The organism is Stenotrophomonas sp. 704A1 (assembly GCF_030549525.1).
GTDB classification, from domain to species: Bacteria; Pseudomonadota; Gammaproteobacteria; order Xanthomonadales; family Xanthomonadaceae; genus Stenotrophomonas; species Stenotrophomonas tuberculopleuritidis.
Genome location: NZ_CP130831.1, coordinates 598,152 through 618,474 on the forward strand (window position 1 = coordinate 598,152; position 20,323 = coordinate 618,474).

Sequence of the window (20,323 nt, forward strand, 5' to 3'; positions counted from 1 at the left end):
TCGCCAGCAAATAGTCGAGGCTCACTTAAATACGTACTTTCTGTCCAAAACATACTTTGCCAGGTAGCCCATCACCAGCCCCAGTACGCCGCCGACGTAGCGCAGGGTGTCGCTTTCAAACGCGACATGGAAAATGTACTCGGTTCCCCAGAAGACTAGTGTAGTTACGCCGCCCATCAGTGTGTATAGGCCGAAGGTGCGCGCTTCATGTGCTGCACCTGCCGTCTGGTGTTTGAAAATAAAGAGCTTATCCAGAACGTACTTGCACACCAGTCCGGCTCCAGTCCCGGCGATCATGGACAGGGCGATCGAGAAGCGACCGGTGTAGACCGATATCGATAGCATCTGCGTGCCGATGTTGACCGCGATCGAAAATGCCGCGAACGCGGTGTACCACAAGGCCAATCGACTGCCCTTCACAGTTTCATCCGGCGGAAAATGCCTTCGGGAATGTTCTTGATGACCATCATGATTCCCCACCAGAACCACGGCAGATACGCCACCGCCTTGCGCTTGTCGATCGCCGCCACGATGCCGCGGGCAATCTTCTCCGGTGTGGCCCACAGTGGTCCCTTCTTGAACGCCGCGGTCATCGGTGTATCGACGAAGCCCGGCTTGATCACCAGCACGTTGATATCCGGCTTCTGTAGGCGTTGACCCAGGCCGCTCAAATAGGTGCTGACGGCGGCCTTGGCGCTGCCATACAGATAATTGCTTGCACGGCCACGGTCACCTGCAACCGACGATATCACCGCCAAGGTGCCTCGCTTAGCCAACGCTGCTGCGATAGTGGAAGCCAGGGAAATGGTGGCGGTGCCATTGATGGTGAATTCACGTATCGCCAACTCGACCGAGCTGTCGCAGGCGGTCTGGTCAGGCAGAGTGCCGTGTGCAATCAGGGCGATGTCGATTCCCCCCATTGCAATGCGCGCAGCATCGACCGTGGCGGCGTGGGCGTGGATATCGACGACGTCCATGACGTGTGCGTGGCAATGCGCGGCACCCCGCACAACAAGATCGGCACAAATTGCATCCAATCTCGCCGCGTTTCGACCCACTAGAAACAGGTTTGAGCCGCGCAACGCATACGCTCGGGCAGTGGCCTCAGCGATGGCAGATGTTGCGCCTATGATCAGAACTCTTTGCATGGTTGCTCCATCACCCTGCGCCAGAAGCCGGATGAAAATCGAGGGTCTATATGGGGGATGAACATTGGCAACATGTGTGCATAGCCCTGCCGGAACAGAGCTGGAGACATGCGGGCATCCTTGGCCGGGTATAGCGTGCCACCCGCTTCGCTGACGATACTGTCCAGCCGATTCAGAAGCTTCAGAACTCGGTCGCCGGTGTTGGGGAAATCCAATGCAAGGGTGACACCGGGTCGTGGGAAGGACAGCATGCCCCGCGATGGGATGTCGCCAAACTCCTTCAGCACAGCGAGGAACGAGCCTTGTCCGGCGTTGGATATCTCACGCAGCAGATCAGCCACGGCGTTGCGGGCCACCTCGCCAGGCAGCACGCATTGGTGCTGCAGAAATCCTTTTGGACCATACATGCGGTTCCAATTGGAAACGCCATCCAAGGGATAGAAGTAGCTCTGGTAGTGCGAGAAAGTGCGCCGACGGCGCGCGGCTTGACGCCAGTAATAGAGCGTATTAAATGGCTTTAGGGTAAGTCGATTGACGAGCGAGAACGGGGGAGTAAACGGAACGCCCAGCATCGTGCCGCTGCCTGGGCATGGCATCGAAGCGTCGCCGCGTGCATGATCGGCACGAATGAAATGGCCCCTTCCCAGGCTGGCGCCACTGGCAAGGCAATCGATCCAAGCGACCGTGTATTCATGGGTCGCAGCCGACGCTGCCGAGAGCGTGAAAAACTCATCAAGTGAATCGAATCGAATCGACTCCGACTCCAGCCAGGGGCCTGGTACACGGCGGAGCTGGACCTCTGCCCAGGTGATCATGCCGGTAAGCCCCAGTCCGCCAATAGTCGCAGCAAAGCGCCCTGATGGGGCGTCGGCGTGCAGCACTTCGCGAGAGCCGTCGCTGCGCAGCAACTCCAGTTGCCTCACGTAGTGGCCGAAGCTACCGGCAACATGATGATTCTTGCCGTGCACGTCATTGGCGATAGCACCGCCAACGGTGGCATAGCGCGTCCCGGGAGTGACTGGCAGGAACCAGCCACTCGGCAGCGCAATGGCAATGATGTCGGCCAGTGTGACGCCAGCCTCGCAGCGTATCGTGCCGGTCGCTGGATCGAAGCAGATCATGCGGTCGAGCATGCGGGTATCGAGCAGCGTGCCTCCCGGGAGCAAGCAACTGTCGCCATAGCTGCGGCCGCTGCCACGCGGCAGAGCAAAGCCCTCGAACGCAGGCATGCAATCGTCACGCCCCCCCATCAATTGCAGCCGCTGATCTGTAACGACCGGGTAGCTGCCCCACGACTGGCCGGCGCGGGTCACGATGCCGCCAACACCACAATCAGGCAAACCACTGCAGCCAACTGGCTGGTTCTGTCAGTGGCGGCGAACACAATCGGATCGTCATGCATCTGGCCACGATGTGCCACTACCCATACCCGACTCATCCAGTACAGCAGGACCGGACTCAGGAGCCACAGGATCTTGGGGTGCTGGTAAAGCGCGAGACTCTCCGGACTGTTGATGTACAGGGCAAAAACCATAACTGCGATGTATCCGGCGGCCCCGCCCAGCGATTGGATGAGCGGCAGATCGGCGACACCATAACCTCTTCCTGCGGCCTCCCGCTTGCCGCTGGACAGCGCGGCGAATAGCTCCGTATAGCGTTTCAACAATGCCAAGCTGAGGAAGGCGAACATGGAGAAGGCCAGCAGCCAGAACGACAATTCTGCATTGATAGCTACTGCACCGCCGATGATGCGGACGGTGTACAGGGCGGCGAGCAGTACCACATCCACCATCACGATACGCTTGAGCTTGAGCGAGTAACTCAAGGTCATGACGTAGTAGCAGATCAGTACCAATGCGAAGGACGGGCTGCAGTACAGCGCCAAGGCCAGCCCAGCCAAGGTGAGCAGAGGGGCGGCGAACAGCCCTTGCACAAGCGGGAGGGTGCCGGCGGCAAAGGGCCGGTTGCGCTTGCGTGGGTGGAGGCGGTCCGGCGTAAGGTCAAGCAGGTCGTTGAGCAGATATACGCCGGAGGCGCATAGGCCGAAGGCGAAGAAGGCGATGGCGGCCTGACTCAGTGATGCGATGTCCAGAAACCGATGCGCGGTGAGCAGGGGGACCAGTACCAGCAGGTTCTTCAGCCATTGATACAAGCGGAGGGCTTTGATCCAGGCCCGCAGACCACCGCCATGGGGCAGCAAATGTGCGCCGATTGAAGTCACCGCCGCGGCAGCTGTGGCCAGTGATGCGCTGGCATTGACGACGATGGCCGACGCGGCATGCTGCCAGACCTGAAGGTCGACCCTGCCATTGCCGATGTAGTCGAAGTTGCGTTCGCCGAAGCGGGCAACAAGTGCCTCTGCTTTGCGTCTCCCGGCGAGGTTGACCTCGCCATTGCTGCAGATCACCTCTTCAAACAGTCCCAAATGGGCTGCGATAGGTTCTACGAGAAGCGCATCAGAGGCAGTGCACAATACGCGTGGGCGTTGCGCGGTTGTCCGCAGAAGCTCCAGAACACGTGCATCGTAGGGGAGCGTCTCGGGTGGCAACGTTACCCGCAGGGCGAGTTCCCGCTTGACCGCCGCTTTGCCTTTGAGTAGCCAGAGCGGGATCAGGAAGAGGTAAAGTGGGTTGCGAGAGAGCAAGGCCAGCAACGATTCGTAAAGAACATCAGAGCGGAGCAGGGTCCCATCCAGATCAACGCAGAGTGCTCTTTCCAGCGGCCTATTGCCGTAGGCTCCGATGTTGCTGCTGTTAGTGTCGCCCATCGATATAGACTCTTGGAGAACGGATGCGATTATAGCCCCGCGTCAATTGTCCAAGACAGGCCATCTAGCGCCCCCTGCAATCCCCGCAGGGGGCGACTAGGCATCACAGCGCCTTTTCCAGCTCCGGCAGGATCGCGAACAGATCCCCGACCAGACCGATATCGGCAATCTCGAAGATCGGCGAATCCGGATCCTTGTTGATCGCCACGATCGTACCGGCGTCCTTGATGCCGGTCAGGTGCTGGATCGCACCGCTGATCCCCACCGCCACATACAGCTCCGGCGCGATGATCTTGCCGGTCTGGCCGACCTGCAGGTCGCTGGGCACGTAGCCGGCGTCGACCGCCGCACGCGAGGCACCGACGGCGGCGCCGAGCTTGTCGGCCAGCTGGAAGATGACCTTGAAGTTCTCTTCCGAACCGACGCCGCGGCCACCGGAGACCACGCGCTTGGCGCTCTGCAGGTCAGGGCGGTCGCTGGCACCGGCGGCCAGGCCGACGAAGCGGGTGTGGGACGGCAGGGCAGCATCGACGCTGGCCGCTTCGATGGCGGCGCTGCCGCCCTGGGCGGCTTCCGGCCACGACGCGGCACGCGCGGTGGCGACCACGATCTGGTCGGCCGGGGCTTCCACGGTGATGATCGCGTTGCCGGCGTAGATCGGGCGCTTGAAGGTGTGGCTGCCTTCCACGGCCATCAGGTCGGAGACCTGGTTGACGCCAAGCAGGGCGGCCACGCACGGCATCAGGTCCTTGCCGAAGGTGGTCGACGGGCCGAACACGTGGGTGTAGCCCTTGGCCAGCTGCGCGATCTGCGGCGCCAGCACCTGGGCCAGCGCCTGCGCATTGGCGGCGTTGGTCACGGTCAGGACCTTGGCGACGCCGGCGATCTTCGCGGCTTCCGCGGCAACGGCGGCCGGGTCGGCAGCCAGCACCAGCACGTCAATGCTGGCGCCGGAAATGGCTGCAGCAGCGCTGACGGTCTTGGCGGTGGCGGCGTTGAGCTTGCCGTCGTGGTGTTCGGCGATGACGAGAATCTTGCTCATTACAGCAGCCCCTTCTGCTTGAGTGCGGCAACCAGTTCGGCCGCGTCCTTGACCATCACACCCTTGCTGCGCTTGGACGGCGCGGCGTACTGGGTGGTCTTGAAGGTATCGGCGGCGTCAACGCCGAGATCGGCCAGCTGCAGGGTCTCCAGCGGCTTGGCCTTGGCCTTCATGATGTCCGGCAGCTTGATGAAGCGCGGCTCGTTCAGGCGCAGGTCGGTGGTGACCACGGCCGGCAGATCCACTTCCAGCGTTTCCAGGCCGGCGTCGACTTCGCGGGTGACCGTAGCCTTGCCGTCGGCAATGTCGAGCTTGCTGGCGAAGGTCGCCTGCGGGCGGCCCCACAGCGTGGCCAGCATCTGGCCGGTCTGGTTGGCGTCGTCGTCGATCGCCTGCTTGCCGAGGATCACCAGGTCCGGCTGCTCCTTCTCGACCAGCTTGAGCAGGGTGCGGGCGGCGGTCAGCGGCTGGATGGCCTGGTCGGTGACCACGTGCACGGCGCGGTTGGCGCCCATGGCCAGGCCGTTGCGCAGGTGCGCCTGGGCGTCGGCCGGGGCGATGGTGGCAACCACCACTTCGCTGGCGATGCCCTTGTCGCGCAGGCGCAACGCTTCTTCCAGGGCGATCTCATCGAACGGATTGGGGGACAGCTTGACGCCGTCGGTGACCACGCCGGAACCGTCCGGCTTGACCTGAATGCGGACGTTGTAGTCCACCACGCGCTTGTACGCGACGAGGATTTTCATCTGGTACGGGGTCCTTCAGTAACAGGGAGAACGTCCGGTCCTGGAACAGCAACCGGTTCGGGGGTGGGATCCCGATTCTAGCTGGGTTGAGGTGACCATGCGAATGCGTATGGTTATGCTGCGGCGCCGCATGGCGAGCGGTCAGGCCCCGCGTCATTCATGTCTCGCAGGCAGTCGTGAAGACCGCTGCCATGTATGCTGTGCCGCTGTGTCGGGGTGCCTGCGGGCATCCCAGGGATGACTTCAAAGAACAGGAGAACAGGTAGTGCCCACATGGCTTGTCACCGGCGGCGCCGGATTCATTGGCGGTAATTTTGTTCTCGAAGCCGTCGCCCGGGGCGTCAAGGTCATCAACCTCGATGCGCTCACCTACGCCGGCAACCTGAAGACCCTGTCCAGCCTGGAGAGTAATCCGAACCACGTCTTCGTGCAGGGCGATATCGGCGACAGCGCGCTGGTCACCCGCCTGCTGACCGAACACCAGCCCGAGGCGGTGCTGAACTTCGCCGCCGAGAGCCACGTCGACCGTTCCATCGACGGTCCGGGTGCCTTCATCCAGACCAATGTCGTAGGTACCCTGGGCCTGCTCGAAGCCGTGCGCGACTACTGGAAGGCGCTGCCGGCCGACCAGGGCGCGGCCTTCCGCTTCCTGCATGTGTCCACCGACGAGGTGTACGGCACCCTCGGTGAGACCGGCAAGTTCAGCGAAACGACCCAGTACGCTCCCAATTCCCCGTACTCGGCGTCGAAGGCCGCATCGGACCACTTGGTCCGCGCCTTCCACCACACCTACGGGCTGCCGGTGCTGACCACCAACTGCTCCAACAACTACGGGCCCTACCATTTCCCGGAGAAGCTCATTCCGCTGGTGATCGCCAAGGCGCTGGCCGGCGAACCGCTGCCTGTCTACGGCGATGGCAAGCAGGTGCGTGACTGGTTGTTCGTGTCCGACCACTGCGAAGCGATCCGCACCGTGCTGGCCAAGGGCCAGGTGGGCGAGACCTACAACGTCGGCGGCAACTCGGAAAAGCAGAACATCGAAGTGGTGCAGGCCATCTGCGCGCTGCTGGACCAGCGCCGCCCGCGCGAGGATGGCCAGCCGCGCAGCAGCCAGATCACCTACGTCGCCGACCGCCCGGGCCATGACCGCCGTTACGCGATCGATGCCTCCAAGCTGAAGAACGACCTGGGCTGGGAACCGGCCTACACCTTCGAGCAGGGCATCGCCTTCACCGTTGACTGGTACCTGGACAACCAGGAGTGGGTCAACGGCGTGCTCGACGGCAGCTACCGCCTGCAGCGCATCGGCACTGCGGCCTGAACCCAGGAGACGACATGACCCAGCGCAAGGGCATCATCCTCGCCGGCGGCTCCGGCACCCGGCTGTATCCGATCACCAAGGGCGTCAGCAAGCAGCTGCTGCCGGTGTACGACAAGCCGATGATCTACTACCCGCTCAGCGTGTTGATGCTGACGGGCATCCGCGAAGTGCTGATCATCAACACGCCGCACGAGCAGGCGCTGTTCCAGCAGTTGCTGGGCGATGGTTCGCAGTGGGGCATGGACATCCAGTACGCGGTGCAGCCCAGTCCTGATGGCCTGGCCCAGGCGTACCTGATCGGCCGTGACTTCGTCGCCGGCAAGCCGAGCTGCCTGGTGCTGGGTGACAACATCTTCCACGGCCACGGCCTGCGCGAGGTGCTCAAGCGCGCCGATGAGCGCACCGACGGTGCCACCGTGTTCGGCTACTGGGTGAATGATCCGGAGCGCTATGGCGTGGCCGAGTTCGACAAGAGCGGCAAGGTGATCGACCTGGTCGAGAAGCCGGAGAATCCGCGTTCGAACTATGCGGTGACCGGCCTGTACTTCTATGACGGCAATGCCAGCGCGCATGCGGCCGAACTCAAGCCGTCGCCGCGTGGCGAGCTGGAGATCACCGATCTCAACAAGCGCTACCTGGCCGAAGACAACCTGCACCTGGAAGCGCTGGGCCGCGGCTATGCCTGGCTCGATACCGGCACCCACCAGTCGCTGCTGGAAGCGTCCAACTTCATCGAGACCATCCAGACCCGGCAGGGCCTGCAGGTCTGCTGCCCGGAGGAAATCGCGTTCGGCCAAGGCTGGATCAACGCCGAGCAGCTGGAAGCGCTGGCTGCACCGCTGATCAAGAACGGCTACGGCCAGTACCTGCACAAGCTCGCATTGCGTGGAGTTGTTCCGTGAAAGTAATTGAAACCAAGTTGCCCGGCTGTGTAGTGATCGAGCCGGCGGTGTTCGGCGATGCACGCGGCTATTTCTTCGAGACCTGGAATGCCGAGCGCTTCGCCGCGCTGGGCCTGCCGGATCGCTTCGTGCAGAGCAACGTCTCGACCTCGGCGCAGGGCGTGCTGCGCGGCCTGCATTACCAGTGGCCGCGCCCGCAGGGCAAGCTGGTCAGCGTGCTGGAAGGTGAGGTCTACGACGTGGCCGTGGACATCCGCCGCGGCTCGCCGACCTTCGGCCAGTGGGAAGCAGTGGTGCTGAGCGCGGAGAACAAGAAGCAGTTCTGGATTCCGGAAGGCTTCGCGCATGGCTTTGCCGTACTGTCCGAGCGCGCGGTGTTCAGCTACCTGTGCACCGAGGTCTACCTGAAGGACTTCGACGCCGGCGTGCGCTGGAACGACGCCGACATCGCCGTGGACTGGCCGGTCAGCGCCCCGACCTTGTCGGCCAAGGACGAAAACGCGCCGTTCCTGAAAGACATCGCCGAAGACCGCCTGCCGGTCTACGCCCCATGACGGTACTGGTGCTCGGGGGCAACGGCCAGGTCGGCCAGGAACTGCTGCGCGCGCTGGCCCCGCTGGGTGCAGTGGTCGCCACCACCCGCAGCGGCACGCTGCCGGATGGCAGCGTCTGCGAAACCGCCGACTTCAGCCAGCCTGAGAGCCTGCCAGCCCTGCTGGATCGTCTGCAGCCGTCGGTGGTGGTCAATGCGGCCGCTTACACCGCCGTGGACCGTGCCGAGCAGGACGTGGAGGCCGCGTTCGCGGCCAACGCGCAGGCACCGGGCGTGATCGCGCGCTGGTGTGCGGCGCACGGCGTGCCGTTCGTGCATTACTCCACCGATTACGTGTTCGATGGCCAGGGCAGCGCGCCCTACCGCGAAGACGAGCCGACCGCACCGCTGGGCGTGTATGGCACCAGCAAGCGCGATGGTGAGGACGCGGTGCGTGCGGCCGGTGGCCGCCATCTGATCTTCCGCACGGCGTGGGTCTACGCCTCGCACGGCGCCAACTTCCTGCGCACCATGCTGCGGGTGGGTGCGGAGCGCGAGCAGCTGCGCGTGGTGGCCGACCAGATCGGCACGCCGACGCCAGCCGCGCTGATCGCCGATGTCACCGCGCAGGCGCTGCAGCATCCGGGGCAGCTGTCGGGCACCTGGCACCTGACCGCCAGTGGCCAGACCAGCTGGCATGGCTTTGCCGAGGCGATCTTCGCCGAGGCGTTGGCCACCGGCGTGCTGGCCAAGGCGCCGACGGTCGAGGCGATTCCCAGTTCCGAGTACCCGACCCCGGCCAAGCGCCCGGCGTGGTCGGTGCTGGACAACCGCAAGCTCCAGCAGGATTTCGGCATCGCCTTGCCGGCATGGCAGGACGGCCTGAAGCGGGTGATGGCAGAAGTGGCCCGATAACGGTAGCGCCGGGCCATGCCCGGCGGATGCCTCATCACCGCTGCGCTCGCCGGCCATGGGCCGGCGCTACCTGGGTGGGGTCGAACGGTAGCGCCGGGCCATGCCCGGCGGATGCCTCATCACCGCTGCGCTCGCCGGCCATGGGCCGGCGCTACCCGGGTGGGGTCGAACGGTAGCGCCGGGCCATGCCCGGCGGATGCCTCATCACCGCTGCGCTCGCCGGCCATGGGCCGGCGCTACCCCGGATGCAGCGGGTCGCGGATCAACTGCGCCCGTAGGTATCTTCGAAACGCACGATGTCATCCTCGCCCAAATAGCTGCCCGACTGTACTTCGATCAGCTCCAGCGGCAGCTTGCCCGGGTTGCGCAGGCGGTGGGTCACACCCAGCGGAATGTACGTGCTCTGGTTCTCGCTGAGCAGGATCACCTCGTCGCCACGGGTCACCTCGGCGGTGCCGCTGACCACGATCCAGTGCTCGGCACGATGGTGGTGCATCTGCAGGCTCAGCGTGCCACCGGGCTTGACCGTGATCCGCTTGACCTGGAAACGCTCGCCGTTGTCGATCGAATCGTAGGCGCCCCACGGGCGGTACACCTTGCGGTGCCAGGTCGCTTCGCTGCGGCCCTCGGCTTTCAGTTGCGCCACCACGGTCTTGACCTCCTGCATGCGGTCGGCCCTGCCCACCAGCACCGCATCGTCGGTCTCCACCACGATCACATCGTCCAGGCCAACCATCGCCACCAGGCGCTGGCCGTAGGCATAGGTGTTGCGGCAGTCGATGGCGATCACATCGCCCTGGTGGGCGTTGCCATCCCCATCCTGCTGCGAGACATCGCGCAGCGCCGTCCATGAACCGACATCGTTCCAGCCTGCGTCGAGCGGCACGACCACCGCATCGGCGGTCTTTTCCATCACCGCATAGTCGATCGAATCGGACGGCACCGCAGTGAAGGCGTCCTTGTCCAGGCGGGTGAAATCGGCATCGCGGCGGGCCTGCTGCCAGGCACTGCGGCTGCCGGCGAGCATCGCCGGCTGGAAGCGCTCCAGTTCCTGCAGGTAGCGCGAGGCCTTGAACAGGAACATGCCACTGTTCCAGTAGTACTGGCCGCTGGCCACGTAAGCAGTCGCGGTGTCCAGATCGGGCTTCTCGACGAAGCGTTCGACCGCACGTGCACCCTGGCCCTCGGCGGCCTTGATGTAGCCGTAGCCGGTTTCCGGGCCGGTCGGGACGATCCCGAAGGTGACCAGCTTGCCGGCGTCGGCGGCGCCGGCGGCGCTCTGCACGGCCGCGCGGAAGGCGGCCTCATCGGTGATCACATGGTCGGACGGCAGCACCAGCAGCAGTGCATCGGCGCCATCGCGGGTGGCTTCCAGCGCAGCCACGGCGATTGCCGGCGCGGTGTTGCGACCGATCGGCTCAAGGATGATCGCGGCCGGTTCGGCGCCGACCTGCTGCAGCTGCTCGGCGGCGACGAAGCGATGCTCTTCGTTGGCGATCACCAGCGGACCGCGGGCGGCGATCGGGGCGACGCGCTTCCAGGTGGCCTGCAGCATCGTCAGTTCGCCCGCCAAAGGCAGGAACTGCTTCGGATACGCCTCGCGCGAAAGCGGCCACAGGCGGGTACCGGATCCACCGGACAGGATGACGGGCTGGATGCTGCTCATGCGTTCCTCGGTTACTGCTGGATGAGGCGGGAAATGTCGTCGGTACGAGCCTGCATCAGCGCGGCATCGCCCCGGGCTTCAACGTTCAGTCGCAGCAGCGGCTCGGTGTTGGAACTGCGCAGGTTGAAGCGCCAGTCGCCGAAGTCGGCGCTGATGCCGTCGGTATGATCCAGAGCCGGTGACTGCGCCGCGAAGTGTTCCATCACGCGTGCGACCGCGGCCTTGGCATCGGCAACCTTGAAGTTGATTTCGCCGCTGCACGGATAGGCGGCCATGCGGTCTTCGACCCAGTCGGCCAGCGAGCGGCCGCTTTCGGAGACCAGCTGGGCGATCAGCAGCCAGGGGATCATGCCGGAGTCGGCATAGGCGAATTCGCGGAAGTAGTGGTGGGCACTCATCTCGCCGCCATACACCGCGTCTTCGGCGCGCATCTTCTCCTTGATGAAGGCATGGCCGCTCTTGCACAGCACCGGCACGCCACCGGCCTGTTCCACCATCTCCACGGTGTTCCAGACCAGGCGCGGGTCGTGCACGATCTTGCCGCCCGGCGTACGGTCCAGCGCAGCCTTGGCCAGCAGGCCGACCAGGTAGTAGCCCTCGATGAAGCGGCCGGTGTGGTCGAAGAAGAAGCAGCGGTCGAAATCGCCGTCCCAGGCGATGCCGAAATCGGCGTTGTGTTCGCGCACGGCCTGCGCGGTGGCCGCGCGGTTTTCTGGCAGCAGTGGATTGGGAATGCCATTGGGGAAGTTGCCATCGGGTTCGTGGCAGATGCGGACGAATTCGAACGGCAGGTGCGGCGCCAGCAGATCGACGATGGCCCCGGCACCGCCGTTGCCCGCGTTGACCACCAGCTTGAGCGGCTTGAGCGTGCTGGCATCGACGTAGGACAACAGGTGCTCGATATAGGCGCGCTTGTCATGCTGGGCAGTCTGCCCGGCGGTGGCCGGTCGCGCCGGCGCATCATCGGCGGCCACCACGTCGGAAATCGCGAACAGGCCGGTGTCGGAGCTGATCGGCCGCGCGTTCTCCTTGACCAGCTTCATGCCGTTGTAGTCCATCGGGTTGTGGCTGGCGGTCACCATCACGCCGCCGGCGGCGCCCAGGTGGTCGGTCTGGAAGTAGACCTCCTCGGTGCCGCACAGACCGATGTCGATGACCTCGCGGCCCGCGCCGCGCAGGCCAGCGGCCAGTGCGTCCTGCAGGGCCGGGCTGGTCAATCGAACATCGTGGCCCAGCACGACCTTGCCCGGCTGCAGCTGGTCGGCCAGTGCGCTGCCGATGCGGCGGGCCAGATCCTCGTTGAGTTCTTCCGGCACGCGGCCGCGGATGTCATAGGCCTTGAAGGCGGGCAGGGGCATCGCTGGAATCCTTTGTCAGATCAGTTGGCTAGTGTAATCCCAGCGCTGTATGGGAATCGTTTCCATGCCGCAACGCCACGTGACCGGCGCGCGGGCTGGCCTAGAATGGGGCGATTACATCAACGAAGTGAGGGCGTAGATGAGCAACCCGGCAACGACCGGCGGCAAGCGCAGCAAGCGTTTCGCCTCCGCGGCGGACGCCCTGCAGGGCGTCATCGCCGATGGCCAGACTCTGGCCGTGGGGGGCTTCGGCCTGTGCGGCATTCCCGAAGCGCTGATCGCTGCGCTGCGCGACAGCGGCGCCAAGGGCCTGACCGTGATCTCCAACAACGCCGGCGTCGATGGCTTCGGCCTGGGCCAGCTGCTGGAAACGCGGCAGATCAAGAAGATGATTTCGTCCTACGTGGGCGAAAACAAGGAGTTTGAACGGCAGTTCCTGGCCGGTGAACTGGAGCTGGAGTTCAACCCGCAGGGCACGCTGGCCGAGCGCCTGCGCGCCGGTGGCGCGGGTATCCCGGCGTTCTTCACCGCCACCGGCTACGGCACGGTGGTGGCCGAGGGCAAGGAAACCCGCGAATTCGACGGCAAGCACTATGTAATGGAGACCGCGCTGCGCGCCGACGTCGCCCTGGTCAAGGCCTGGAAGGCTGACGAGGCCGGCAACCTGGTGTTCCGCAAGACCGCGCGCAACTTCAACCCGGCCTGTGCGATGGCCGGCAAGGTGTGCATCGTGGAAGTGGAGGAGGTGGTGCCGGTCGGCAGCATCGATCCGGACCAGGTGCACCTGCCGGGCATCTACGTGCACCGGATCGTGCACAACCCCACCCCTGAAAAGCGAATCGAACAGCGCACCATCCGCGCGGAGGGCAACTGACATGGCGTGGACCCGTGATGAGATGGCCGCACGCGCGGCGCGCGAGTTGACCGATGGCGCCTACGTGAACCTGGGCATCGGCCTGCCGACCCTGGTTGCCAACCACATTCCCGACGGCGTGGATGTGTGGCTGCAGTCGGAGAACGGCCTGCTCGGCATCGGCCCGTTTCCGACCGACGCCGAGGTCGACGCCGACCTGATCAATGCCGGCAAGCAGACCGTCACCGCGCGTGCCGGTGCCAGCTACTTCGGCAGCCACGACAGCTTCGCGATGATCCGCGGCGGCCACGTCAACCTGGCCATCCTCGGCGCCATGCAGGTGACCCACAAGGGCGACCTCGCCAACTGGATGGTGCCCGGCAAGATGGTCAAGGGCATGGGCGGCGCGATGGACCTGGTGGCCGGCGTGCAGCGCGTCGTGGTGCTGATGGAGCACACCGCCAAGAACGGCGAGCACAAGATCCTGCCAGAGTGCTCGCTGCCGCTGACCGGCGTCGGCGTGGTCGATCGCATCATCACCGACCTGGCGGTGTTCGATGTCGCCGACGATGGCCTGGTGCTGGTGGAAACCGCGCCGGGTGTCAGCGAGGACGAACTGAGGGAAAAGACCGGCGTGCCGTTCCGGCGCGGCTGATTGAGATGGAGAGGGGGCACATGCGCCCCCTTCTCCTTCAGCTGCGTCGAGCGTAGGTGTAATCGCCGCTGCTGGTGTCGGCCTCACCGAGGCATGCTGCGGCTGTCATGACCTTCAGGCCGGCGTGTTCGCAGCACGCGCCAAGAATGCGCTCAATGGCGTGGGCCAGTGTTCCATCGATTTGGCCCTGCTCAGCGTCGAAAGCGCTGCGGTACAGATGCGCGTCCAACAGCGGGCGCAGGGCCTGCAATCGCCACCAGCCCATGCTGCCGGCGCCAAACTGAGTGGCGTCCACTGGTGTTTCCAGCCCAAGCCGCGCCCGCAGCCGTGCCCATGTGGGACCGTTGCCCCCCATGAACTCGGCGACGGGCAACAGATGTCCTTCGGCGACCACCATGCCCAGTGCGGGGTCGGCCCGGAACGCGGCATGGATGCGTGCGGCACGTCCGCCCTGTACCAGCCGTTGCAGCAGTTCCTGCCGCCAATGGTCGCCGTCTGTGCGGTGGGTCGAGCGTTTCGTGTGCAATTTCAGCACCACTTCGTGCCCCCTCTGCAGCAGCCGTTCGGCGACTTCCAGGAACGGAAGTATGTCGCGACCGTGGTTGTCCACGGCCACGACCTCACCTTCCAGCCCGTGTGCTACCAAGACCTGCCGAACCTGATCCATCTGTTGTACCGGCGTGGTCACCACGATTGTCCAGTCCAGTGCCGCCTCGCGCAGTGCGGACAATACCTCCGGCAGCGATTCCAGGTACCAGGCGTGGAGATGAACTGCCGGTGCCTGACGCGGTGCGGGCGCCGGCGACAACGCCTCGCGGGTGGCCTGCAGCCAGGCATGTCCCAGCCGCGCATCCGGTTCCAGCACTGCGCCTTCGGCCCACTCGTTCCAGGCATTGATGAACACCATGCGCTGGCTCTGTGGCGCCGCCGACAGGCGCTCATGCACGGTGCTGCGCAGCCAGTCACGGTAACCCCGCGGCGAAGCGTGCAGGTAGACGCGCCCGCGGCCGGAACGGCGGGCCTCGTTGTCCCAACCCGGGTTGACCCCAGGATAAAGCGGGTAATCGGGCAGGGGACGGGCGGCGATGTCGCTGGCCAGCTCGCGCCAGTCGCGCACGTCGCCATTGAAGTCGGGATTGAGCAGCCACTGCTGCGCCGACAATGAGCGCGGGTTGCTCATGTTGGGCGGGAACTCAACCGCCGCATCGAAGCCGATGTCGCGCGGGTCGGGGCGTTCGAAGCCCTGCACATAGGCCAGGTGGATCTCGCCCACGCCGTTGTCGCGGCACCAGCGACGCCAGCGTTCAGCAGTCGCGCGTGCGTCAGGCAGCAGGTGCGGGCGGTAGACCAGCAGCATCGGTCGGCCATCGACCTTCAGTGCGCGGTGGTCGCGCAGGTACGGCGCCACCTGGGCAATGAATGCCAGGTCGTCCTCGGCGCTGTGCTGCTGGCCGATCAGGATGTCTTCGTCGCGGCCGTCCCAGCGCCGCGCCCAGTTTTCATTCGCCCAGCACAGGCAGAACGGCAGTTCGATGCTGTCATCCTGCAGCCAGTGGCGCAGCGGGTCCTCCATCAAGGTGCGGCCGCTGAACCAGTAGTAGTAGAAGCAGAATGCACCAATGCCGTGCTCGGCCGCGAGGCGTGCCTGATCCCGCATCACCTGAGGGTTGCGCAGATCGTAGAAACCCAGGTCGGCTGGCAGGCGGGGCTGGATGTGGCCCTCGAACTGCGGCAGGGCGCGGGTCACGTTGCGCCATTCAGTAAAGCCCTTGCCCCACCAGGCGTCATTCTCGGGGAAGGTGTGGAACTGCGGCAGGTAGAACGCGACCAGCGTGGCGGGCATCGGGTCCGGCAGCGCCGCTTGCTGATGGGGGCGGTGGCCGATCGCCGGCTCGTCGGCACGCCAGCGCAGCTGGGCGCAGGCGCGCGTGCCCCCCCCGTCCTGCTGGCCCTTGGGCGGCGGCGGTACCCAGTCGCCATGCCGCGCCAACAACCGGGTGCGCAGCCGGTCACGTTGCGCCTGCGGCAGCGGCAAGGCGCGGAACACGGCGCGCAGCAACGGGAACAGCGACTGGCGCATGCTCATCGGGTGGCTCCCCGCGACACGGGGCAATCGGACGGTGGCGACATCTGGGCATCGATCATGCCCCCATTTTCGGCGCTGGCGGCCGCGCCGGCAAACGCCGCCGTGCTAGCGTGTGGGAATGCTGTTCCCCGCCGACCTGCCCGATGCCGATGTCCGCCACCTGCCGGGCTGGCTGCCTGCCGCCGCGGCCGATGCCGCCATGGCGGCCCTGCAGGCGCAGGTCCCTTGGGAAACCCACCGCATCCGCATGTTCGGCAACTGGGTGGATTCGCCCCGGTTGAGCTGCTGGATCGGCGACGCGCAGGCACACTACCGCTATTCCGGCGCCGAGTTCGTGCCGCATCCCTGGCTGCCGCCGCTGCGGGGGTTGCGTGAACGCCTGCAGGCGCAGGGCGTCGGCGCCTTCAACAGCGTGCTGCTGAACCGTTATCGCGATGGCAGTGACTACATGGGCTGGCACAGCGACGACGAACCGGAGCTGGGGCCGTCGCCGCTCATCGCCTCGCTCAGCCTGGGGTCGGCCCGCCGCTTCCTGCTGCGGCGGCGCGACGATCCGGCGCGCAAGGCCGAATTCCTGCTGGGCCATGGCGATCTGTTGCTGATGGGCGGCAGCACCCAGCGCTATTACCAGCACGCGTTGCCGAAGATGGCGCGGGTGCAGGGCGAACGCATCAACCTGACCTTCCGCTGGATCCAGCCGCGTTGACCGGGGTTCGCTGGGCATGGCCCGGCGCTACCAGGAACAGGCGGCGGTAGCGCCGGGCCATGCCCGGCGTGCGAAACGGGCAACCTCAGCGCTTCAGCACCTGCTTGTCGCGCTGCCCGCTCACCAGCGTCCAGCCGACCACGTCCTGCGCCACCTGCTGCAGGCCGCGCTCGAAGGCCGCCGCGACTGCCGGCACGTCGGTACTGCCCACCGGCTGCAGCTGCCGGAAGGTGCGATCGGCAACCACGCGCTGGTTGGTCACATCGATCAGCTTGGCGTTGATCTCGATCACCACCGTCGGCGTGGCCTGGCCCTGGTAGTCCGACTCGAAGCGGCGGATATCGGTGGACAGCTTGTAATCGGCGCGGATGCCGGCCGCGACGCGGGCCACGCCGTGGATGCGCCCGGAGTCCTCGAAGCCGCGCAGCAGGGTGTCTTCGATCATGTCGGTGGCCGGCTGCGCCCAGCTGGCGCCCTTGTAGATCTCCAGCTCCGACGGGGTCGGTCGCACGTTGATGCGCGGGCTGTCGACCATGCGCGCGGCACTGGGCTTGGCCAGCACCAGCTGCCAGTCGGCCTGCGGCCAGCTCGGGTCCACCTTCACCTGCACTGCGGGCGAATACAGGGTGACCGGGTTCTTGTCGCCGCTGCCGAGGATCGAGCAGCCACCCAGCAGGGCGACGGCCGAGGCGCACAGCAGCAGGCGCGGAAGGGTGGTCGGGCTCATTTGGGTTCGAACTCCTTCGGTGCGTCGCGGCCAAGCAGGTAGCGCGCGGGGTTGTTCTCAAGACGGTCGCTGACCCGGCGCAGGTCGCGAATCAGGCCGCGCAGTTCGCCCAGGGTCGGGCCGAGCTGGCCGAGGCCGTCGTTGGCGAAGCTGTTGATCGCTGCCCGGTTCTCGCCGAGGATCGAATCGGCGTTGCCGGCCGCCGAATCGAGCTTGGCCAGGGTGGCGTCGAGCTTGTCGATGATGCCCGGCAACTGCTGCACCAGGTTCTTGTCCAGGCGCTCGATGGTGCCGTTGGTGGTCTTCAGCGTGGTGTCCAGGCTACGTGCGGCATCGCGCGCGCTGAGCAGCAGCGCCTGCGTGCCCTGGTCACGGTCGGCCAGGCCGCCGCTGATCGTCTCCAGGTTGGCCAGCGTCGCGTTGATCGAGGCCACGTTGCGGTCGCTGAGGATCTGGTCCATGCGTTCGACGATGCGGTTGGCAACGTCGGTGATGTTCTGCAGAGCCGAGGGCGTGGTCGGAATGATCGGCGCCGGGTCCTTGTTGACCGTGGTCAGCGCCGGCGACTGCGGCGTACCGCCGCTGAGCTGGATGATCGACGGACCGGTCAGGCTGGTGATCGCCAGTTTGGCGCGGGTATCGGTCTTGACCGGCGTGGTGGAGTTCAGGCGGATGCGCGCGACCACCTGGCGCGGGTCATCCGGCACCAGGTTGAGTTCGGTGATCGAACCGACGGCGATGCCGTTGTACTGCACCGGGCTGCCGACCGACAGGCCGGTGACCGCCTCGCGGAACACCACGCGGTATTCCTGCCAGGTGCGGTCCGAGGAGTACTTGGCCGCCCACAGGCCGAAGGCCAGCAGGGCCAGGCCGGTGATCAGGGTGAACGCGCCGATCAGCACGTAGTTGGCTTTGGTTTCCATGGCTCAGGCACTCTCGATCTGTTCGCCGCGCGCGGCTCGCGCACGCGGTCCGTGGAAGTATTCCTGGATCCACGGATGATCCAGTTTCTCGATGTCAGGCAGCGGCGCATTGGCCACGACCTTGCGGTCGGCGATCACCGCCACCCGGTCGCAGATCGCATACAGCGTGTCCAGGTCATGGGTGATCAGGAACACGGTCAGGCCCAGCGCTTCCTGCAGGGTCTTGATCAGGCGGTCGAAGGCGGCCGCGCCGATCGGGTCCAGCCCGGCGGTGGGTTCATCCAGGAACAGCAGCGGCGGATCCAGCGCCAGCGCCCGCGCCAGGCCGGCCCGCTTGCGCATGCCGCCGGACAGCTGCGAAGGCAGCTTGCTGATCGCATCGGCGGGCAGGCCGGCCAGCTTGACCTTCAACAGCGCCAGTTCGTAATGCCAGCGCTCGGGCAGTTCGCGGTGGTGTTCCTTCAGCGGCACCTGCACGTTCTCGCCAACGGTCAGCGACGAGAACAGCGCCCCATCCTGGAACAGCACCCCGGTGTTGCGCTCGATGTGCAGGCGGCTTTCGGCATCGTCGGCCCGCGCATCGCGGCCGAGGACCTCGATCTGCCCCGCGTCCGGCACGCGCAGGCCGAGGATCGAGCGCATCAGCACCGACTTGCCGGTGCCCGAGCCGCCGACCACACCGAGGATCTCGCCGCGGCGCACGTCCAGGTCCAGGTCCTCGTGCACGGTCTGGCTGCCGAAGCGGTTGACCAGCCCGCGCACGCGGATGGCCAGCTCATGGCCGTCGCTGTCGCGCATGTCGAGGGGTTCGGTGGCAGGCGATGTGTTCATCTCACCAGTCCATGTGCATGAACCACAACGCCGCGAAGGCGTCGATGATGATCACCAGCGAGATGGTCTGCACCACGCTGGAGGTGGTGCGCTCGCCGACCGACTGCGCCGTGCCTTCGACCTTCAGCCCTTCGAGGCAGCCGATCAGGCCGATCACCAGGGCGAATACCGGCGCCTTCGACAGGCCGACCAGCATGTGCCGCACTTCCATTGTCTCGTGCATGCGCGCGATGTACATCTGCGGCGGGATGTCGAGGTCGAACGCACCCACGGTGATGCCGCCGGCCAGGCCGGCGACCATCGCGATGAAGGTCAGCAGCGGCAGCGTGACCAGCAACGCGACCAGGCGTGGCAGTACCAGCAGGTCGATCGGATCCAGGCCGAGCGTGCGCATCGCATCGATTTCCTCGCGGGCCTTCATCGCACCGATCTGCGCGGTGAAGGCGCTGGCGGTGCGGCCGGCCAGCACGATCGCGGTCAGCAGCACGGCGAACTCACGCAGGAAGGCGATGTTGACCAGCTCGACCACGTAGATCTCCGCGCCGAAGTCGCGCAGGATGGTCGAGCCGAGGAAGGCGATCACCGCACCGACCAGGTAGGACAGCAGCGCCACCAGCGGCACGGCATCCAGCCCGACCTGTTCCATCTGGTGCACGGTGGCGGTCAGGCGGAAACGGCGGGGCTCCTTGAGCAGGCGCGCACCCTTGACCAGGTTCTCGCCGAGAAAGCTGCACAGCGCCTTGATGTTGTGGGCGGTGGCGTGGACGCTGACACCCAGCCGCTCCAGCGCGGCCAGCACGCCGAAATCGCGCTTGGGCTTGGGGCGGTCATCGGCCACTTCCTCGATGGTGCATACCAGCGCCTGGTGATCCGGGCGGAACTGCAGGGCGTGTTCGCCCAGGTCGGCCCGATGGGCCACGCGCAGCACCTGCAGCACGCCGGCCGAATCGAGCTTGTCGATGCCGGTCGCATCGATGCCGGTCAGCCCGTCGGGAACACCGCGCAGCACTTCGGCCGCGGCCAGCGCGGTCTTCAGTGTCCAGTGCCCGGACAAGCGGATCAGCCCGGGGTCCTGGGCGTCCTGTTCAAGCTGGGGGGCGTGATTCGGGGTCATGGGGGCCATTCGGGTCGCAGCATAACCGTTC

The 20,323-nt window shown here is 65.7% G+C and carries 20 protein-coding genes; 7 read left to right on the forward strand and 13 right to left on the reverse strand.

The window, feature by feature from the left end; translation table 11 throughout:
* Nucleotides 1–21: 21 nt before the first annotated feature.
* From Q5Z10_RS02730 to Q5Z10_RS02755, 6 genes are all read right to left on the reverse strand, one after another.
* Nucleotides 22–420 (reverse strand): GtrA family protein, encoded by a 399-nt coding sequence (locus Q5Z10_RS02730; RefSeq protein ID WP_303637821.1) that lies wholly within the window; start codon nt 418–420, stop codon nt 22–24.
* Complete coding sequence (locus Q5Z10_RS02735; RefSeq protein WP_303637822.1) at nt 417–1,148, reverse strand: SDR family oxidoreductase; 732 nt, start codon at nt 1,146–1,148, stop codon at nt 417–419. The genes Q5Z10_RS02730 and Q5Z10_RS02735 overlap by 4 nt, the downstream gene beginning before the upstream one ends.
* Entirely contained in the window at nt 1,133–2,398 is a 1,266-nt protein-coding gene (locus Q5Z10_RS02740) for an FAD-binding oxidoreductase (RefSeq protein WP_303639128.1), read from the reverse strand. Before Q5Z10_RS02740 ends, Q5Z10_RS02735 begins: the two co-directional genes overlap by 16 nt.
* A gap of 59 nt (nt 2,399–2,457) precedes the next feature.
* Nucleotides 2,458–3,915 carry a UbiA family prenyltransferase gene (locus tag Q5Z10_RS02745; RefSeq protein ID WP_303637823.1) on the reverse strand — a complete coding sequence of 486 codons (1,458 nt, stop codon included), beginning with the start codon at nt 3,913–3,915 and terminating at the stop codon, nt 2,458–2,460.
* A gap of 103 nt (nt 3,916–4,018) precedes the next feature.
* Nucleotides 4,019–4,957: an electron transfer flavoprotein subunit alpha/FixB family protein gene (locus Q5Z10_RS02750; RefSeq protein WP_303637824.1), complete on the reverse strand. Its 939-nt coding sequence runs from the start codon at nt 4,955–4,957 to the stop codon at nt 4,019–4,021.
* Entirely contained in the window at nt 4,957–5,703 is a 747-nt protein-coding gene (locus Q5Z10_RS02755) for an electron transfer flavoprotein subunit beta/FixA family protein (RefSeq protein ID WP_303637825.1), read from the reverse strand. The genes Q5Z10_RS02750 and Q5Z10_RS02755 overlap by 1 nt, the downstream gene beginning before the upstream one ends.
* A 265-nt stretch (nt 5,704–5,968) precedes the next feature.
* On the opposite strand from Q5Z10_RS02755, the gene rfbB reads away from it, so the two are divergent.
* From rfbB to rfbD, 4 genes are read left to right on the forward strand one after another with little or no spacing between them, the layout of a single operon-like run.
* Nucleotides 5,969–7,024 (forward strand): dTDP-glucose 4,6-dehydratase, encoded by a 1,056-nt coding sequence (gene rfbB / locus Q5Z10_RS02760; protein WP_303637826.1) that lies wholly within the window; start codon nt 5,969–5,971, stop codon nt 7,022–7,024.
* Between the two features lie 14 nt (nt 7,025–7,038).
* A complete protein-coding gene (gene rfbA, locus Q5Z10_RS02765) occupies nt 7,039–7,926 on the forward strand; it encodes a glucose-1-phosphate thymidylyltransferase RfbA (RefSeq protein WP_303637827.1) in 888 nt (295 codons plus the stop codon).
* A complete protein-coding gene (rfbC, locus tag Q5Z10_RS02770) occupies nt 7,923–8,480 on the forward strand; it encodes a dTDP-4-dehydrorhamnose 3,5-epimerase (RefSeq protein WP_295520741.1) in 558 nt (185 codons plus the stop codon). Before rfbA ends, rfbC begins: the two co-directional genes overlap by 4 nt.
* Complete coding sequence (gene rfbD, locus Q5Z10_RS02775; RefSeq protein WP_303637828.1) at nt 8,477–9,373, forward strand: dTDP-4-dehydrorhamnose reductase; 897 nt, start codon at nt 8,477–8,479, stop codon at nt 9,371–9,373. The genes rfbC and rfbD overlap by 4 nt, the downstream gene beginning before the upstream one ends.
* A gap of 262 nt (nt 9,374–9,635) precedes the next feature.
* On the opposite strand, the gene Q5Z10_RS02780 is transcribed toward rfbD, so the two are convergent.
* A complete protein-coding gene (locus tag Q5Z10_RS02780; protein ID WP_303637829.1) occupies nt 9,636–11,039 on the reverse strand; it encodes a mannose-1-phosphate guanylyltransferase/mannose-6-phosphate isomerase in 1,404 nt (467 codons plus the stop codon).
* A gap of 11 nt (nt 11,040–11,050) precedes the next feature.
* Nucleotides 11,051–12,397, reverse strand: coding sequence for a phosphohexomutase domain-containing protein (locus Q5Z10_RS02785; RefSeq protein WP_303637830.1), 1,347 nt, complete (start codon nt 12,395–12,397; stop codon nt 11,051–11,053).
* Between the two features lie 139 nt (nt 12,398–12,536).
* On the opposite strand from Q5Z10_RS02785, the gene Q5Z10_RS02790 reads away from it, so the two are divergent.
* Nucleotides 12,537–13,271, forward strand: a complete 735-nt coding sequence (locus tag Q5Z10_RS02790; protein ID WP_303637831.1) for a CoA transferase subunit A — start codon at nt 12,537–12,539, stop codon at nt 13,269–13,271.
* A gap of 1 nt (nt 13,272) precedes the next feature.
* Nucleotides 13,273–13,905 (forward strand): CoA transferase subunit B, encoded by a 633-nt coding sequence (locus Q5Z10_RS02795; RefSeq protein ID WP_303637832.1) that lies wholly within the window; start codon nt 13,273–13,275, stop codon nt 13,903–13,905.
* Between the two features lie 37 nt (nt 13,906–13,942).
* On the opposite strand, the gene Q5Z10_RS02800 is transcribed toward Q5Z10_RS02795, so the two are convergent.
* Nucleotides 13,943–15,991: a glycoside hydrolase family 99-like domain-containing protein gene (locus Q5Z10_RS02800; RefSeq protein ID WP_303637833.1), complete on the reverse strand. Its 2,049-nt coding sequence runs from the start codon at nt 15,989–15,991 to the stop codon at nt 13,943–13,945.
* A gap of 118 nt (nt 15,992–16,109) precedes the next feature.
* Here Q5Z10_RS02800 and Q5Z10_RS02805 point away from each other — a divergent pair, with 118 nt between their 5' ends.
* The gene (locus tag Q5Z10_RS02805) at nt 16,110–16,697 is read left to right on the forward strand and encodes an alpha-ketoglutarate-dependent dioxygenase AlkB family protein (RefSeq protein WP_303637834.1); all 588 of its coding nucleotides are present in this window, start codon (nt 16,110–16,112) and stop codon (nt 16,695–16,697) included.
* 85 nt (nt 16,698–16,782) lie between these two features.
* Here the strand turns inward: Q5Z10_RS02805 and Q5Z10_RS02810 are convergent, their stop codons facing one another.
* Genes Q5Z10_RS02810 through Q5Z10_RS02825 form a run of 4 tightly spaced genes read right to left on the reverse strand, consistent with a single transcriptional unit; the run spans nt 16,783 to nt 20,301 of the window.
* Nucleotides 16,783–17,424, reverse strand: coding sequence for an ABC-type transport auxiliary lipoprotein family protein (locus Q5Z10_RS02810; RefSeq protein ID WP_303637835.1), 642 nt, complete (start codon nt 17,422–17,424; stop codon nt 16,783–16,785).
* Nucleotides 17,421–18,347, reverse strand: coding sequence for an MlaD family protein (locus Q5Z10_RS02815; protein ID WP_093818830.1), 927 nt, complete (start codon nt 18,345–18,347; stop codon nt 17,421–17,423). Before Q5Z10_RS02815 ends, Q5Z10_RS02810 begins: the two co-directional genes overlap by 4 nt.
* A 3-nt stretch (nt 18,348–18,350) precedes the next feature.
* A complete protein-coding gene (locus Q5Z10_RS02820; protein WP_303637836.1) occupies nt 18,351–19,178 on the reverse strand; it encodes an ABC transporter ATP-binding protein in 828 nt (275 codons plus the stop codon).
* A gap of 1 nt (nt 19,179) precedes the next feature.
* Entirely contained in the window at nt 19,180–20,301 is a 1,122-nt protein-coding gene (locus Q5Z10_RS02825; RefSeq protein WP_303637837.1) for an MlaE family ABC transporter permease, read from the reverse strand.
* Between the last annotated feature and the right edge of the window lie 22 nt (nt 20,302–20,323).